This window comes from uncultured Tenacibaculum sp. (genome assembly GCF_947495995.1).
In the GTDB taxonomy this organism is placed as follows: Bacteria; Bacteroidota; Bacteroidia; order Flavobacteriales; family Flavobacteriaceae; genus Polaribacter.
In genome coordinates, this window is the sequence record NZ_CANMAX010000002.1 from 144,683 (window position 1) to 160,307 (window position 15,625).

The 15,625-nt window shown below is 30.3% G+C and carries 16 protein-coding genes; 12 read left to right on the forward strand and 4 right to left on the reverse strand.

Translation table 11 applies throughout. The features are described 5' to 3' along the window. Positions 1-67: 67 nt before the first annotated feature. The 3 genes from mltG to dapF are packed head-to-tail and all read right to left on the reverse strand — an operon-like array spanning position 68 to position 2,386. Positions 68-1,093: an endolytic transglycosylase MltG gene (mltG, locus tag Q1A15_RS05715; RefSeq protein WP_299620181.1), complete on the reverse strand. Its 1,026-nt coding sequence runs from the start codon at positions 1,091-1,093 to the stop codon at positions 68-70. Continuing rightward, positions 1,083-1,610 carry a GNAT family N-acetyltransferase gene (locus Q1A15_RS05720; RefSeq protein ID WP_299620184.1) on the reverse strand — a complete coding sequence of 176 codons (528 nt, stop codon included), beginning with the start codon at positions 1,608-1,610 and terminating at the stop codon, positions 1,083-1,085. The genes mltG and Q1A15_RS05720 overlap by 11 nt, the downstream gene beginning before the upstream one ends. Beyond that, positions 1,610-2,386, reverse strand: a complete 777-nt coding sequence (dapF, locus tag Q1A15_RS05725) for a diaminopimelate epimerase (RefSeq protein ID WP_299620187.1) — start codon at positions 2,384-2,386, stop codon at positions 1,610-1,612. Before dapF ends, Q1A15_RS05720 begins: the two co-directional genes overlap by 1 nt. A 136-nt stretch (positions 2,387-2,522) precedes the next feature. On the opposite strand from dapF, the gene Q1A15_RS05730 reads away from it, so the two are divergent. The 6 genes from Q1A15_RS05730 (at position 2,523) to Q1A15_RS05755 (ending at position 9,448) form a co-directional block, all read left to right on the forward strand. Continuing rightward, a complete protein-coding gene (locus Q1A15_RS05730) occupies positions 2,523-3,908 on the forward strand; it encodes a trypsin-like peptidase domain-containing protein (RefSeq protein WP_299620190.1) in 1,386 nt (461 codons plus the stop codon). Positions 3,909-4,028: 120 nt separating this feature from the next. Next, entirely contained in the window at positions 4,029-5,471 is a 1,443-nt protein-coding gene (locus tag Q1A15_RS05735) for a glyceraldehyde-3-phosphate dehydrogenase (RefSeq protein WP_299620193.1), read from the forward strand. Positions 5,472-5,572: 101 nt separating this feature from the next. Further along, the gene (locus Q1A15_RS05740; RefSeq protein WP_299620196.1) at positions 5,573-6,133 is read left to right on the forward strand and encodes a hypothetical protein; all 561 of its coding nucleotides are present in this window, start codon (positions 5,573-5,575) and stop codon (positions 6,131-6,133) included. Next, positions 6,134-8,131 carry an NAD-dependent DNA ligase LigA gene (gene ligA, locus Q1A15_RS05745; protein WP_299620199.1) on the forward strand — a complete coding sequence of 666 codons (1,998 nt, stop codon included), beginning with the start codon at positions 6,134-6,136 and terminating at the stop codon, positions 8,129-8,131. It abuts the gene before it with no gap. 5 nt (positions 8,132-8,136) lie between these two features. Further along, positions 8,137-8,778 carry a hypothetical protein gene (locus tag Q1A15_RS05750; protein ID WP_299620202.1) on the forward strand — a complete coding sequence of 214 codons (642 nt, stop codon included), beginning with the start codon at positions 8,137-8,139 and terminating at the stop codon, positions 8,776-8,778. 10 nt (positions 8,779-8,788) lie between these two features. Further along, a complete protein-coding gene (locus tag Q1A15_RS05755) occupies positions 8,789-9,448 on the forward strand; it encodes a lysoplasmalogenase (RefSeq protein WP_299620205.1) in 660 nt (219 codons plus the stop codon). Here Q1A15_RS05755 and Q1A15_RS05760 read toward each other — a convergent pair. Beyond that, positions 9,437-9,820, reverse strand: coding sequence for a DoxX family membrane protein (locus Q1A15_RS05760; protein WP_299620208.1), 384 nt, complete (start codon positions 9,818-9,820; stop codon positions 9,437-9,439). The genes Q1A15_RS05755 and Q1A15_RS05760 overlap by 12 nt on opposite strands. A 225-nt stretch (positions 9,821-10,045) precedes the next feature. Here Q1A15_RS05760 and dapA point away from each other — a divergent pair, with 225 nt between their 5' ends. The 6 genes from dapA (at position 10,046) to Q1A15_RS05790 (ending at position 15,574) form a co-directional block, all read left to right on the forward strand. After that, complete coding sequence (gene dapA, locus Q1A15_RS05765; RefSeq protein ID WP_299620211.1) at positions 10,046-10,921, forward strand: 4-hydroxy-tetrahydrodipicolinate synthase; 876 nt, start codon at positions 10,046-10,048, stop codon at positions 10,919-10,921. Positions 10,922-11,052: 131 nt separating this feature from the next. After that, positions 11,053-12,066, forward strand: a complete 1,014-nt coding sequence (locus tag Q1A15_RS05770; RefSeq protein ID WP_299620214.1) for a hypothetical protein — start codon at positions 11,053-11,055, stop codon at positions 12,064-12,066. A gap of 158 nt (positions 12,067-12,224) precedes the next feature. Next, complete coding sequence (gene bamD, locus Q1A15_RS05775) at positions 12,225-13,049, forward strand: outer membrane protein assembly factor BamD (protein ID WP_299620217.1); 825 nt, start codon at positions 12,225-12,227, stop codon at positions 13,047-13,049. 2 nt (positions 13,050-13,051) lie between these two features. Further along, positions 13,052-13,375 (forward strand): DNA-directed RNA polymerase subunit omega, encoded by a 324-nt coding sequence (locus Q1A15_RS05780; RefSeq protein WP_299620220.1) that lies wholly within the window; start codon positions 13,052-13,054, stop codon positions 13,373-13,375. A 3-nt stretch (positions 13,376-13,378) separates the two neighbouring features. Next, a complete protein-coding gene (gene coaBC / locus Q1A15_RS05785; RefSeq protein ID WP_299620223.1) occupies positions 13,379-14,590 on the forward strand; it encodes a bifunctional phosphopantothenoylcysteine decarboxylase/phosphopantothenate--cysteine ligase CoaBC in 1,212 nt (403 codons plus the stop codon). A 78-nt stretch (positions 14,591-14,668) separates the two neighbouring features. After that, on the forward strand, positions 14,669-15,574 hold the full coding sequence (locus Q1A15_RS05790; RefSeq protein ID WP_299620226.1) for a DUF4835 family protein: 906 nt from the start codon (positions 14,669-14,671) through the stop codon (positions 15,572-15,574). Positions 15,575-15,625: the final 51 nt, after the last annotated feature.

Genomic DNA, 15,625 nt, shown 5'->3' on the forward strand with positions numbered 1-15,625 from the left:
TAGTAAGATTTTGATGTTAAATTTCTTTAAAATCAGTTAATTAAGTTGAAATAATTTTTTGTTAAAATTATCGCTTAATTCCCTGATTATTAATCCAACGCTGATATTTTGCTGCATTTCTGTTGTGTTGAGACAATGTTTTCGCAAAATCATGGAAACCAATCTTTTCAATACTGGCACACATAAAAAAGTAATCGTGCTTTTCTGGACTTAAAACAGCATCGATAGCAGAAATATCTGGCATAGCAATTAAAGTAGGAGGCAAGCCTGCATTTTTATATGTGTTGTAAGGTGATTTTATTTCAAGGTCTTTAAAAAGAACTCTCTTAACAATAAAGTCTTGTCCGTGTTTTTGCTTTAATGCATATATAATGGTAGGGTCGGCTTCTAAAGGCCAATTGTTCTTATATCTATTTAAATAAAGCCCAGCAACTTTAGGTCTTTCTACAATTTGAGCTGTTTCTTTTTGAACTATAGAAGCTAAAGTAATTACTTGTTCTTTAGTCAAACCATGTTGTTTTGCTTTTTCTATCCTTGAAGCATTCCAAAACTTATTATAATAGGAAAGCATTTTGTTTCTAAACTTATCTGCTGAAGTATTCCAATAGAATTCATATTGATTAGGAATGTACATTCCCAAAGCAGAAACTTCAGTGAAATTATTTTTTTTCAAAAAATCACTATCCTTAAAAGCTTTTAATAATGTTGTACTGTCGGCTTCTATTTGTTGTGCAATTCTTCCTGCAAGTTTTTCTAATGAATCTTGATTGTTGAAAGTTACTTTTACAGGAGTTTGGTTACCAGAACGGAATAAGTTTACAAGATCATTCATACTCATTCCTTTCTTTAAAGTGTATTTTCCACCTTTAGGTTTAGTGAATTTCTTTTTCTCTGCTACCCAATTAAAATCATCTGTTTTCTCTACAAAATCATTGATTAATTTTGTTAGATCATCCATGTTACTATTAGAAGGTATATAAACTGTACCTTTTTTGATTACTGCAGGAGCAAAAATCTTATGGTAAAATGAATATCCAACAACACCTAAAATTAAAATTAAGGCGATAGCGATGTAAATGATTTTATTTTTCATTGATTAATTGAAATAAAACTTCGTCTTTATATTTTCCTTTTGCTAATATCCAGTCTTTTTTGATTCCGATTTCTTTAAAACCAAACTTTTTAAAGAGTGAAAGACTTTGATGATTATCACTAGTGATATTAGCGTATAATTGATGTAAATGTAAGCTTAAAAAACTATAGTCAATCAAAATTTTTAAAGCTTCGAAAGCATAACCTTGTTTTTGAAATTGTTGCGCTATTAAAATTCCAACACCAGCTCTTCTGTGTTGCGGATTAAAATCAAATAAATCAATCAATCCTACATTTTTATTTGTTGCTTTTTCAAAAATGACTAAACGTAATTGTTTGGCTTCATATATATCTAAATGACAATTCTCTATATATTGTTTTAATAAAAACTTAGAAAAAGGATTTTGAGTATGACTAACCTCCCAAAAAGTTTCGTCATTTTCAATTGTAAATAAAAAATCTAAATCTTCAGGTTCAATTGCTCTTAAAGCAATATGTTCTCCTTCTAGTAATTTCATTAAATAGTTATCGTGCCTTTAAATACAAAAGTAGCTGGACCAATTAAGTGAATATTATTGTAACCAGATTCGTTAACATCAAAAGTTACTGATAATTCACCACCTTCTACTTGAAGAGCTACAGAATTATTTTTTGTTTTCTCTAATTTGTGCATTGCTAAAGCAACAGCAGTAACTCCTGTTCCACAAGCCAATGTTTCGTCTTCAACACCACGTTCGTATGTTCTAACGCGAAAACTATCAGTATTGGTTTGTTCTACAAAGTTAATATTACTACCAGCTTTTCCATAAACTGAATTTCGAATATTTCTTCCGTTAGTAAAAACATCAAATTTATCTATGTTTTCAACCAACTCTACATGGTGTGGAGAACCTGTATTAGCAAAAGCATAACCTTCATGTAAATCTACAGTTTCAACATCGATCATCTGTAGTTTAACAATATTATTATCAAACTCAGCGAAATGCAATCCGTCGATAGCAGTAAAAGTAGTTTTTTGATTAATTACACCTAATTTATTTGCAAATGCAACAATACATCTTCCACCATTACCACACATGCTGCTTTCGTTACCATCGGCGTTATAATACACCATTCTAAAATCGGTAGTATCATCATTTTCAAGAAGAATTAAACCGTCAGCTCCCACACCAAAATTTCTGTGACATAATTTAGCAATTATGTCTGTATTATTTTTCGGAAAGGATTTTGCTCTGTTATCAATCATAACAAAATCATTACCTGTTCCTTGATATTTATAAAAAGTAAGTTCCATATGAGCTACAAATATATGTATTTAGTAAGGAAAACAAGGTTGTTAAACGCTGGTTAAAGTGCGTTAAAATGAAGTTAAACAGATTATCTTAAAATGTTAAAATTGTATATTTGAGTAACAAAAATTTAAAAACAATATGAAGAAAGTTTTAGGAATCGTTGGTGTTGCATTTCTAGGAGGTGCATTTGCCTTAGGAGGTTATAAATTATTTGTTGAACAACCACAAGTAATTGTCGAGAAAACAATAGAACCTCAGTTGCAAACGGTTAAAGCTAATTATATGCCAGCAGTAATGAATACTGCATCTGCTCCTTCAAATTTTACAGAAGCAGCAGAGAAAACTGTGAATGCAGTTGTTCACGTAAAAAACACTGCGGTAAAAGAAGTTTACAATCCGTTTGAAGAGTTTTTCGGAAGAGGAAATGGAAGAAGTCAAAGAGAGCAAGTTGGAACAGGAAGTGGAGTTATTATTTCTGCAGATGGTTACATCGTGACAAACAATCACGTAATTGAAGGAGCATCAGAAATTGAAATTACTTTAAATAATAGTAAAAAACATAAAGCGAATTTAATTGGAACTGATCCAAAAAATGACATTGCTTTATTAAAGATTGATGCAGAAATGGATTTACCATTTATTGTTTTTGGTAATTCTGACAATGCAAAAATTGGTGAATGGGTTTTAGCAGTAGGAAATCCATACAATTTAAATTCTACAGTGACAGCAGGAATTGTTAGTGCTAAAGGAAGAGATTTAGAAGGAAATTCAAATATTGAATCTTTTATTCAGACTGATGCAGCTGTAAATCCTGGGAATAGTGGAGGGGCTTTAGTGAATACTAGAGGAGAATTGATAGGAATTAATACAGCTATTACATCAAGAACAGGATCGTTTATTGGATATTCATTTGCTGTACCTTCTAATATTACAAAGAAGATTATAGACGATTTATTAGAATACGGTAATGTTCAAGAAGCTATTATCGGTATCGGAATAGATAGTTCATCAAATGAAATTGAAGGAGTAAAAATTGGTTCTGTTGATGAAAATAGTGACGCTTTAAAAGCTGGATTGAAAAAAGGAGATATTATTACTAAAGTTAATAATGTTAAAATTTCTAAATTTTCAGATTTAAAAGGACAGTTAACTGCAAAAAGACCAGGTGAAGTTGTTGATGTAACTGTAAATAGAAATGGAAGTGAACTTACAAGAACAGTAAAATTATCTAAAAGAGATTCTTTTATTTCTCAAAACTTCGGAGTCGAATTAAAAGATTTAACTGAAGAGGAGAAATCAGAAAGAGATATTTCACATGGTGCCAAAATTATTAAAAATGCGAATCCTGCTTTAAAACAATTCAAAGTTGGAGAAGGATATGTAATTACTAAGATTAATAATAAAGAAATTCATACAGCATCAGAAGCTAAAGATATTTTAGATAGTTATTCTTTAAAAAATAGAAGACGATTAATTATAGAAATGGTAAGTCCTACTGGACAAGTAGAGCGCTATGGATTCTAAACCTATTACAAATAAAAAACTCGATATAAAAAATATCGAGTTTTTTTATTTAAAAAAGTTACGAAATCGTTTGAAATAACTACTTTTGCACAAAATTTAAAAAAATTAGTTCACACAACTATGTCAATAATAACAAATTACGAGAAAGAAGTTGCTAATCAAGCTCAGGTGAGAAGAGCCACTACTGAATTTATCAATATTGTAAACGATTTATGGTATGATAAATCAATTGAATTAGTATTGTTTAGAAACCCATTAGTAGATAAAAGAGCTAGCGAGGTTTTAAACTTAATTGATTATGCAAAAGAATTTGTTGCAAAACCAATTTCTATTCAAGATGCATTAGATATTGCTAGAGCTATTCAATCTATTGAATTACCTGCTTCTAAATTAGATATAGGTAAATTAGCTTATGAATATCATTTAATTGATGATGCTAGTGTAGAAAAAGTTGATTTCGTAAAGAATCAATTAAAAGATGCTAATCAAGCGAACGGTATTCAACCTAAAGACGTTGTATTATATGGATTCGGACGTATTGGTCGTTTATTAGCTAGAGAATTAAGTAGTAAAATGGGTAAAGGTTCTCAATTACGATTAAGAGCTATTGTTACTCGTGGAAAGATTGATCAAAGTGTTTTAGAAAAAAGAGCTTCATTATTAAGTATTGATTCTGTTCATGGTGATTTCTTAGGAACTGTAAGAGTAGATGTTGAAAACAATGCATTAATCATTAACGGAACTTCTGTAAAGATGATTTCTGCTGCTGCACCTGAAGATATTGATTATACTGCTTACGGAATTAATGATGCTTTAATTATTGATAACACAGGAGCTTTTAGAGATAAAGAAGCTTTAAGTAGACATTTACAAGCTAAAGGAGCTGGAAAAGTATTATTAACTGCTCCAGGAAAAGGAATTCCAAATATCGTTCATGGTGTAAATCACTTAGAAAATAATCCTGATAATATAGATATTTTCTCTGCTGCATCTTGTACAACTAACGCTATTACGCCAGTTTTAAAAGTTTTAGAAGATAACTACGGAATTAAAAAAGGACATTTAGAAACAATTCATGCATATACTAACGATCAAAACTTAGTAGACAATATGCATAAAAAATATAGGAGAGGTAGGGCTGCAGCTTTAAATATGGTAATCACTGAAACTGGTGCAGGAAAAGCAGTTTCTAAAGCATTACCAGCATTAGAAGGAAAATTAACTTCAAATGCAATTAGAGTACCAGTACCAAACGGATCTCTTGCTATCTTAAACTTACAATTAAACTCTGAAACAACTGCAGAAGCTATTAACGCTATTATGAAGCAGTATGCTTTAGAAGGAGATTTAGTTGAGCAAATTAAATACTCATTAAGTAACGAGTTAGTTTCTACAGATATTGTTGGTACGACTGCGCCTTCAATTTTTGACAGTAAAGCTACAATTGCTGATGGAGATACTATCGTAATTTATGTATGGTACGATAATGAATATGGGTATTCTCACCAAGTTATGCGCTTAGCTAAACATATCGCTAAAGTTCGTAGATATACATATTATTAGTAGATTAAAAATCATACTAAAATTAAAAAAGTTCGGAGTGAAAGCTTCGAACTTTTTTAATTAAAAATAGTAAATTGCGTTTCTCAAATTATCCAATAAAAATGAAAAAAGTTTTCCCAATACTAATACTTTTAGTGATGTCAATTCAAGTAAACGCACAAAAATTACCTTACTACGAAATACCAGAAGCTTCTAAAGAATTTACAGCAGGTTCAGTAGCGAGTAGAATGATAGATGGTTTAGGTTTTCGTTACTATTGGGCAACAGAAGGTTTAACAGATAAAGATTTAAATTTTAAACCAACGCCAGAAGCAAGAACTTCAGGAGAAACTATAGATCATATTTTAGGATTATCTCAAGTGATTTTAAATGCAGCATTAAATAAACCTAATGGAGGAAAGCAACCTGAAATGACTTTCAAAGAGAAAAGAGAAAAGACATTACAGAATCTTAAAAAAGCAAGTGATATTTTAAGATATCAAAAAGACCTATCAGAGTTTAAAGTAATTTTTGGAGAAAATAAATATCCTTTTTGGAATGCAATAAACGGACCAATAGCTGATGCAATGTGGCATGTTGGACAAGTAGTATCGTTTAGAAGATCTTCAGGGAATCCGTTTCCAAAAGGAATTAGTGTATTTACAGGAAAAGTAAGAAAATAGATGATAGTAAAAGACAGAATAGAATCGCTTAGAAAAGAATTGAATGAACATAATTACAATTATTATGTTTTAGATAATGCTACAATTTCTGATTATGAGTTTGACATCAAACTAAAAGAATTAGAAAAGTTAGAAGAAGAAAATCCAGAGTTTTTTGATCCAAATTCTCCAACAAAAAGAGTAGGTGGTGAAATCACTAAAAATTTCAATACAATTACTCATAAAAACAGAATGTATTCTTTAGATAATTCGTACTCTAAAGAAGATTTATTAGATTGGGAAAAGCGTATTCAGAAGAACTTAGGAACTACAGATATTGAATATACATGTGAGTTAAAATACGATGGTGCATCTATTAATTTAACTTACGAAAATGGAAAATTCTTTAGTGCAGTTACAAGAGGAGACGGATTTCAAGGAGATGAAGTAACAGCAAATATTCGTACCATAAAATCTATTCCATTGAATCTCTCTGATGATTTTATCTCAAATTTTGAAATGAGAGGTGAAATTATTCTTCCTTTAGAAGGATTTCATAAAATGAATGAAGACAGAGTTGCAAATGGTGAAGATCCTTACAGAAACCCTAGAAATACAGCTAGTGGAAGTTTAAAATTACAAGATAGTGCTGAAGTAGCGAAAAGACCTTTAGATTGCCTTTTATATCAAGTAGTAACTAACGAAACAAAATATAAAACGCATTTTGAAAGTTTAAATGCTGCTCGTGATTGCGGATTTAAAGTACCAAAAACAATCACTTTAGCTAAATCTATTGATGAAGTTTTAGAGTTTGTAAATCATTGGGATGTTGAAAGACATAACTTACCATATGAAACTGATGGAGTTGTAGTAAAAGTAAACTCTTTGCTACAACAAGAGGAGTTAGGTTATACATCCAAATCTCCAAGATGGGCAATTGCTTACAAGTTTAAGGCAGAACAGGTAACTACAATTTTAAACGAAATTACTTATCAAGTAGGAAGAACAGGAGCAATAACTCCTGTGGCAAATTTAGAGCCGGTTCATTTAGCAGGAACAATTGTTAAAAGAGCTTCACTTCACAATGCTGATCAAATTGAAAAGTTAGATGTTCGAATTGGCGATACTGTTTTTGTAGAAAAAGGAGGAGAAATTATTCCTAAAATCATGGGAGTAGATTTATCCAAAAGAGCAGAAGATTCAGTAGAGACAAAGTACGCAGAACATTGTCCGGTTTGTAATACTCCATTAGTAAGAACTGAAGGAGATGCAAAACACTATTGTCCGAATGAATTCGGATGTGCACCTCAGATTACAGGTAAAATTCAACATTATATCAGTAGAAAAGCGATGGATATTGATGGTTTAGGTTCTGAAACAGTTGAATTACTTCATAAAGAAGGTCTAATAAAAAATTACGCTGATATTTATGATTTAAAAGTAGAGCAAGTTGTTCCTTTAGAAAGAATGGCAGAGAAATCTGCAAAAAATATGATTGAAGGAATTTCAAAATCTAAAGAGATTCCGTTTGAGAAAGTATTATTTGCTTTAGGAATTCGATTTGTTGGTGAAACAGTAGCAAAAAAGTTAGCCAAACATTTTACTTCAATAGATAATTTGTCTAATGCAAGTTTTGAAGATTTAGTTGCAGTTGATGAAATTGGAGATCGAATTGCACAAAGTGTAATTGACTTTTTATCTGATGAGAATAATATTGAAATTATTGGAAGATTGAAATCTTACGGAGTTCAATTAGAAGTTTCACAAGAAAACTTAGCAAATCAAACCAATAAGTTAGAAGGTAAAGTTTTTGTAGTTTCTGGTGTGTTTCATCAAATGAGTAGAACAGAACTAAAAAAAGCTATAGAAGATAATGGAGGTAAAGTTAGTAGTTCTATTTCTAAGAAAACTAACTTTATTGTAGCTGGAGATAACATGGGGCCAAGTAAATTAGCAAAAGCAGAAACACTTGGAATTCCGATAGTTTCTGAAGACGATTTTATAGAAATGATTAAATAATATTTTTGAATTTAAAGCGACCTTTATTATTTATTTATGCTCTAATAAGTGTGCTTGCAGTATACTTATTAGCAAATCATAGTGAGCATAGAATTAACTTAAAAGCTATACCAATAATAGTTTTATTAGTTACATACTATACTTCTGTTAAAACTATAAATGTAAAGGTTGTTTTATTCTTTTTAAGTATCATCTTAGCAGATTTAATTATAGTAAACCTAGATTGTTTTAGTATTGGTTTATTATTCTACTGTTTAAGTTACTTAATAATCTCAAGTATATGTTGGAGGTCTTTTAAAAGCAAAGTAAGAAAAGAAATTATTAAGTATTTCGTTATATTTTTCTTTCTGTTTTTAATTGTTTTCATCTACACAATTAAAAATAAAGGAAATGCATTTCTTTCTTTGTTCTTGTACGGAGTTACATTAAGTATGGCAACTTCTTTATTGTTTACAAATTACTTGAAGAGGATGATTCCGACAAATTACTTTCTATTTCTAGCCATAGCAGCAAGAATTGTGTCAGATTCAATCTTAACGATAGTATTATTTAACGACTATAATATGTACTATTCGATTATAGCTCACCTTATTTATTTTATCTCAAATTATTTATTTTACAAAGGATTTATTTTAAGAAATGCCTAAAAACAATTCAATGATGACCAAAAAGACGTTATTTTCTATTTTGTTCTTAATTGTTGCGTGTATAGAAATTTACGCAACCATATATAATGAAAGAATAATTGAGTTAATTTTTAAACCATTAATTACTTGTGTTTTGGCAGTCTTATATTTAGTGAGTGTATCAAAACCTAATTTTTGGTTTATATCAGCTTTGTTTTTTGCGTTTTGGGGTGATGTATTATTGTTATTCCCTGAAGATTATTTTGTTTTAGGATTAGTGTCTTTTCTTATCACGCATCTTATTTACATCAAGATGATTGTAAAATATCTTCCTAAAATAAAAACGACTACAAAACTGATTAGTTTAGGAATATTTTTACTTTATTTCTCAGGTATAATTTATGTGATAATGGATAATCTGAAAGAGTTATTTATTCCTGTAATTGTATACGGATTAATAATTTCAACTTTCGGAACAGTTTCTCTGTTGAATTACATAAAGAATAAAGCAACTGAAAATTTGTGGTTGTTAATAGGAGCATTAATTTTTATTCTTTCGGATAGTGTTTTGGCTTTGTATAAATTCTATAGTCCAGAGCCTATTTTATTACCAGTTATAATGATTACGTATATAACTGCGCAATTTTATATCTGTAAAGCAATTATTGCTAAAGCTCAATTAGAGGTTTAAAAAAGGAATATCTTTTTTATTTATCCATAATAAAATCCCACCACTAATTAGCGTTATTATAGCCATAATAAATAGTGAGCCACCATCATTATTATGTACAATTCCGATTTTGGTTATATGTGAAAATACAGCACCGAACATTACACCTACAGTAATAAAAGCTCCTAACCAAGTCTTTTTAGGAATAAACAAGAGTATGGTAGCGATTAATTCAATTACTCCTGTTCCAATTCTCATTAAAGCTTCATGTTCTCCTGCAACTTTAGTAAATAAATCAACACTTGCTTCATTAGCTGTAAATTTGAAAAATAATGTTTGCAACATAATTATTCCAGCTATAGCTTTAAGGATTAAGGGGAATTTTTGTTTCATGATGAATTCAAGTTTATTTACTGCTTAGACGAACAAAAACAAATATCTTTTCAAGCGAAAGAATAAAAAGTACTTATCCTCAACATAAAAACAGTGCTAAGCATTTACTTTTTCTGGGGAAGAAGAACAAAATTAAACACGAAATAAAAATTTGTGTATTCTTATTAAAAGGCAATTTAAATTGAAATAAAGCATTAATTTTACCCTAAATTTTGAACATTTAACATGCAAAAGTTTATAGGTACTGGAGTCGCATTAGTAACTCCATTTAATGAAGATAAAAGCATTGATTTCGACGGCTTAGAAAGATTGGTAAATTATCAAATAGATAATGGTGTGAATTATTTAGTGGTTTTAGGAACTACTGGCGAACCTGCAACATTATCTAAGGAAGAGAAAGAAGCTGTTAAATCAAAAATTATAGAAGTAAATAATGGTAGATTACCTTTAGTTATAGGAATTGGAGGAAATAATACAGCTGCTGTTGTTGAAGAAATTAAAAATACAGATCTTTCAAACTTTGATGGTATTTTATCTGTTTCACCATATTATAATAAACCAACACAAGAAGGAATTTATCAGCATTTCAAAGCTGTTTCAGAAGCTACAGATAAACCAATCATTTTATATAACGTACCAGGAAGAACATCTTCTAATATGTCACCAGAAGTTGTTGTTCGTTTAGCAAACGAATTCGAAAACGTTGTCGCTGTAAAAGAGGCAAAAGGAGATATGGTACAAGCAATGCGAATTATTCAACATGCTCCGAAAGACTTTTTAGTAATTTCTGGAGATGACATGATTGCTTTACCAATGACTTTAGCTGGTGGATCTGGTGTAATCAGTGTAATTGGAGAAGGTTTACCAAAAGAGTTTTCTGATATGATTCAGTTAGGATTAGAAGGAAAAACACAAGAAGCATATGAATTACATTACAAAGTAATGGATAGTATTGATTTAATATTTGCTGAAGGAAATCCTGCTGGAATTAAATCTTTATTAAATAAAAAAGGAATTTGTTTAGATGAAGTTCGTTTACCATTAGTCAAAGCATCTGAAGAATTACAAACTCAAATTTCAGATTTTGTAGATTCGCTATAATTCTTAGTATAAATAAAGTTCTAAAACCATACGCTTGTGCTTAAAGTGTATGGTTTTATGGTTTATAAAGAGTTACTTAAGGGGTGATTTTATATCTTTATTAGAACATTAATCAAACTTAAATCATCTTTATGAAACTCTTAAAAACTTTTCTATTAACGATGTTAGTTTTTGTTAGTTGTAAATCTGCTGATTTGCCAGAAGCTAAAACTCTAGGAGAACAAAACTCTTCATATTCTTATATTCCTATAGATCCTTTCCCGGTATCAACAGTTATGGGAAATAGCTGTTTACCATGTAAACCAGGAGAAGAAATTCCTTATAAATCATTATTGAATTCTTTTCCAGATCAAACTGTTCGTTTATCAATTGCTAAAATCAACGGAGACGGTTCTTTAACTTACGGTAGTGTTGTTAAAGCTACTGCGAAAAACGACACTTACGAAGTAACTTTAGATTATGTGAATGTTGATGTAACCCAAATTCCATTCTTCTTTAGAGAAAAAAAAGTAATTTATAATAGTGCTGATGAATCTAAAAAGAAAGAAGATAAAGTAGTGTATGAAATCAAACCTAGTATTCGTTACGATGTGTTTGATAATAATATGGATAAAGATTTCTCTTCAGAATATGAAAATCAAAAGAATCAAATCAGAGCGACTTTACCAGAAAAAGAAGAGTGGGAAGAAAAGGTTGTGCCAGTATACATTGGAGTAGGATTGAGAGTGGTTGCTAGAGTTACAGTTTTAGAAGCCAATGTGAACTTGTCAGGTTTAGGAGTTATTGGAAGTGAAGCTAAAGCAGGAAGATTGAAGGGAAGTTTAAGTGTACAAACTTTAGGTATCACAGGAAGAAGTGTTTCCTCAGCTTTACCGTTACCAAGTGAAATAAATGAAACTACAATTCAGAATGCAATCCTTTCTATTGGTACAATAAAAGCACAATTATACACGAATACTGAAGCAGATGAAAATGATCAGAAAAATAATGGTATTGTAATTTCTCCAAGAGTTGTCGGGATTTATAAACCATTTAAAGGAGGAGCAGAAGTAATAAATCCAATTATTTCTGAATTGGCTCGTGAACCAGTTCGTTGGCATCGACCATGTAAGAACAATTCAAAATATCCTAGTTCATGTAATTAAAATGAATTTTAGGAGCATTGGGAATAGCTTTCTCAAATCAAATTTAACATACGTTTAATAGCATTTTCCATAAGTTTATGCGTTATTGTCGCAGAATTTCTAATAAAATTCAATTTTAATAATACATAATTAATTAGTAATTTTGCCAGATGCAAAAAATGAAGAGAATAGTTTACGTCGTTTTTACATTTTTAATGTTAACTTCTTGTGGGGAGTATCATAGAGCATTAAATAGAGGTACAACTGATGAGCAATACAAAATGGCCATTAAGATGTATGAAGCTGAAAAGTATAATAGAGCTTTGCGTTTGTTTGAAAAAATAACGCCTTCATACAGAGGAAAACCGCAAATGGAAAGAATCCAGTATATGGTTGCAAATTCTAATTTTAATGAAAAGAATTATGGAATTGCAGGTTATTATTTTGGTCGTTTTTCAGATAACTATCCAAAAAGTTCTAAAAGAGAAGAAGCAGATTTCTTATCAGCGTTAAGTTATTTTAAAGCTGCTCCGTCTTACACTAAAGATGCAACTAACATTAACAAAGCAATAAATGCTTTTCAATCGTTTATTGATAGATATCCTGATTCTCCAAAATTAGCAGAAGCTAACAAGTATTATAGAGATTTACGTTATATGTTAGAAAGTAAATCTTTCGAAATAGCAAAAAACTATTACAAAACAGCAGGAACAGATCCAAGAAATTATAGAGCAGCTGTGGTAGCTTTCGATAATTTATTGTCAGATTACTTAGGAACAACATATAAGGAAGAAGCGTTATTTTATAGGTTAAAAGCTTCTCACGATTTTGCAGTGAAAAGTACAGCTAGAAGAAAAGCAGAACGTACAAAAGCTGCAATTAAAGCATACGAGAAGTTAAAGCGTAACTTCCCAAAATCAAAGTACGATAAAGAATCAGAAGAGATGTTATCAACTTTGAAGGAAATGGAACAAGAGATACAAAAACAATCAGTTAAAAGTTAAATATGAATTACAAAGAAACTAAAGCCCCAGTAAGTACAGTAACTTATGATAGAGAAGCAGTTGAGGCACCTACTGAAAATATTTATGAGGCTATTTCTATTATAGCTAAAAGAGCTACTCAAATTAATTCTGATTTAAAGAAAGAGTTAGTTGATAAGTTAGACGAGTTTGCTACTTATAACGATAGCTTAGAAGAAGTTTTTGAAAACAAAGAACAAATAGAGGTATCTAAATTTTACGAAAGATTACCAAAGCCAACAGCTATTGCTGTTGAAGAGTGGTTAAACGACAAAGTTTATCACCGTTCTACAGACAAAAAGAAATAATTAATGTCTATACTGCAAGGTAAGAAGGTATTACTCGGTATTACCGCTGGTATAGCTGCATATAAAACGGCCGGTTTGGTTCGTTTATTTATAAAATCAGGCGCAGAAGTCAAAGTTATTATGACTCCTGCGTCTAAAGATTTTATAACCCCACTAACATTATCTACACTTTCTAAAAATCCAGTTCATTCTACTTTTTATGATAAAGAAGATGAAAATGAATTATGGAATAACCATGTGGATTTAGGTTTGTGGGCTGATATTATGCTAATCGCGCCAGCTACAGCGAATACATTATCAAAAATGACAAATGGTAGTTGCGATAATTTATTATTAGCAACGTATTTATCAGCAAAATGTCCAATATATTTTGCTCCAGCAATGGATTTAGATATGTATAAGCATCCATCAACAAAATCAAGTTTAGAGAGTTTACAAAGTTTTGGTAATATTATGATACCAGCTACATCTGGCGAATTAGCTAGTGGATTAGTTGGTGAAGGAAGAATGGCAGAGCCAGAAGATATTGTTAGTTTTATTGAAAACGATATGCTTTCTAAATTACCATTGAAAGGTAAAAAGTTACTTTTAACTGCCGGACCAACTTATGAAGCGATAGATCCTGTTCGTTTTATCGGTAATCATTCTTCAGGTAAAATGGGATTTGCAGTTGCTGAAGCGGCAGCTAATTTAGGAGCTGAAGTTTTTTTAGTTTCTGGTCCTTCACATCAAAAAATAAAACATTCTCTAGTAAACAGAATAGACGTAACATCAGCTCAAGACATGTATGATGCATGTCATAATTATTTTAATGATGTTGATATTGCCATTTTATCGGCAGCAGTTGCAGATTATAGACCTAAAAATGTAGCTTCTCAGAAAATAAAAAAGAAAGATGCTTCGTTAGTAATTGAGTTAGAACCTACAAAAGATATTTTAAAATCTTTAGGAGAAATTAAAAAAGACCAATTATTAGTTGGTTTTGCTTTAGAAACTAACGATGAAGTCTCAAATGCAAAAAAGAAAATCGAGAAGAAGAATTTAGATCTTATTGTTTTAAATTCTTTACGAGATAAAGGAGCTGGATTCGCAGGAGATACAAATAAAATTACTATTATTGATAAAGATTTTAATGAAACAGGATTTGATTTAAAATCGAAAAAAGAAGTAGCTAAAGATATTATTAACGTAATCGTTAATAAACTTTCGAAATAGTTAGATTTTACTTGAGCGCAGTTGAGTAAATGTAATGTTAAAAATTCGACTGCGCTCGACCAGATATTTGAAAAACTTATGGTTGTTAAAAATAGATTTTTTGTAATTGTTTTATGTGTGTTGTCTTCAATGATTGCAACAGCTCAAGGTGAAATAAATGCTATTGTTGATGTAAATTCCGATAGAATACAAAGTACCAATAAACAAGTTTTTACAACTTTAGAACAATCATTAACAGAGTTTATTAATCAAACAAAGTGGACTAATAAGAAGTTCTTAACTCAAGAAAGAATTAATTGTGCATTTACGATTATAATTAACGAGCAAAATTCAAATAGTTTTTCGGCATCATTACAGGTGCAGTCTTCACGACCTGTTTATAATTCTACTTACGAAACTCCATTGTTAAATTTAAACGATACAAACTTTAATTTTCAGTATAACGAGTTTGAACAGTTAATTTACAATCCGAATTCATTCGATTCGAATTTAGTTTCTACCATAGTTTTTTATGTGTATGTAATTTTAGGAGTTGATGCAGATTCATTTGCGTTACGTGGAGGAGAAAATTACTTAAAGCAAGCTGAAAATGCAATGCGTCAAGCACAGCAAAGTGGAGAATCTGGTTGGGAAAATACAATTGGAGAACAAAATAGATTTGCTTTAATTGATAGTTTATTATCATCTAAGTTCGGAACATTAAGATCAATTTACTACGAATACCATAGAAAAGGTTTTGATGTTTTCGCAGATAACGAACGAGAAGCAAAACAAAATATCGCAAACAGTTTACTTCAGTTGGATAAATTATTCAATATTACTGTTGGTAATTACATGATTCGTGTTTTTTTAGATGCAAAATCTAACGAAATTCGTGAAACTTTTACTCAAGGAAAAACAACAGGTATGGAGGTAAAATTGAAGGAAACACTTCAAAGAATCGCTCCAACATTAAGTAGTCAATGGAAAGAAATTAAATCATAATTCTTTTTAAGATTACACTAATATAATTTTAGGCTTCTTTTTTACTTTTAT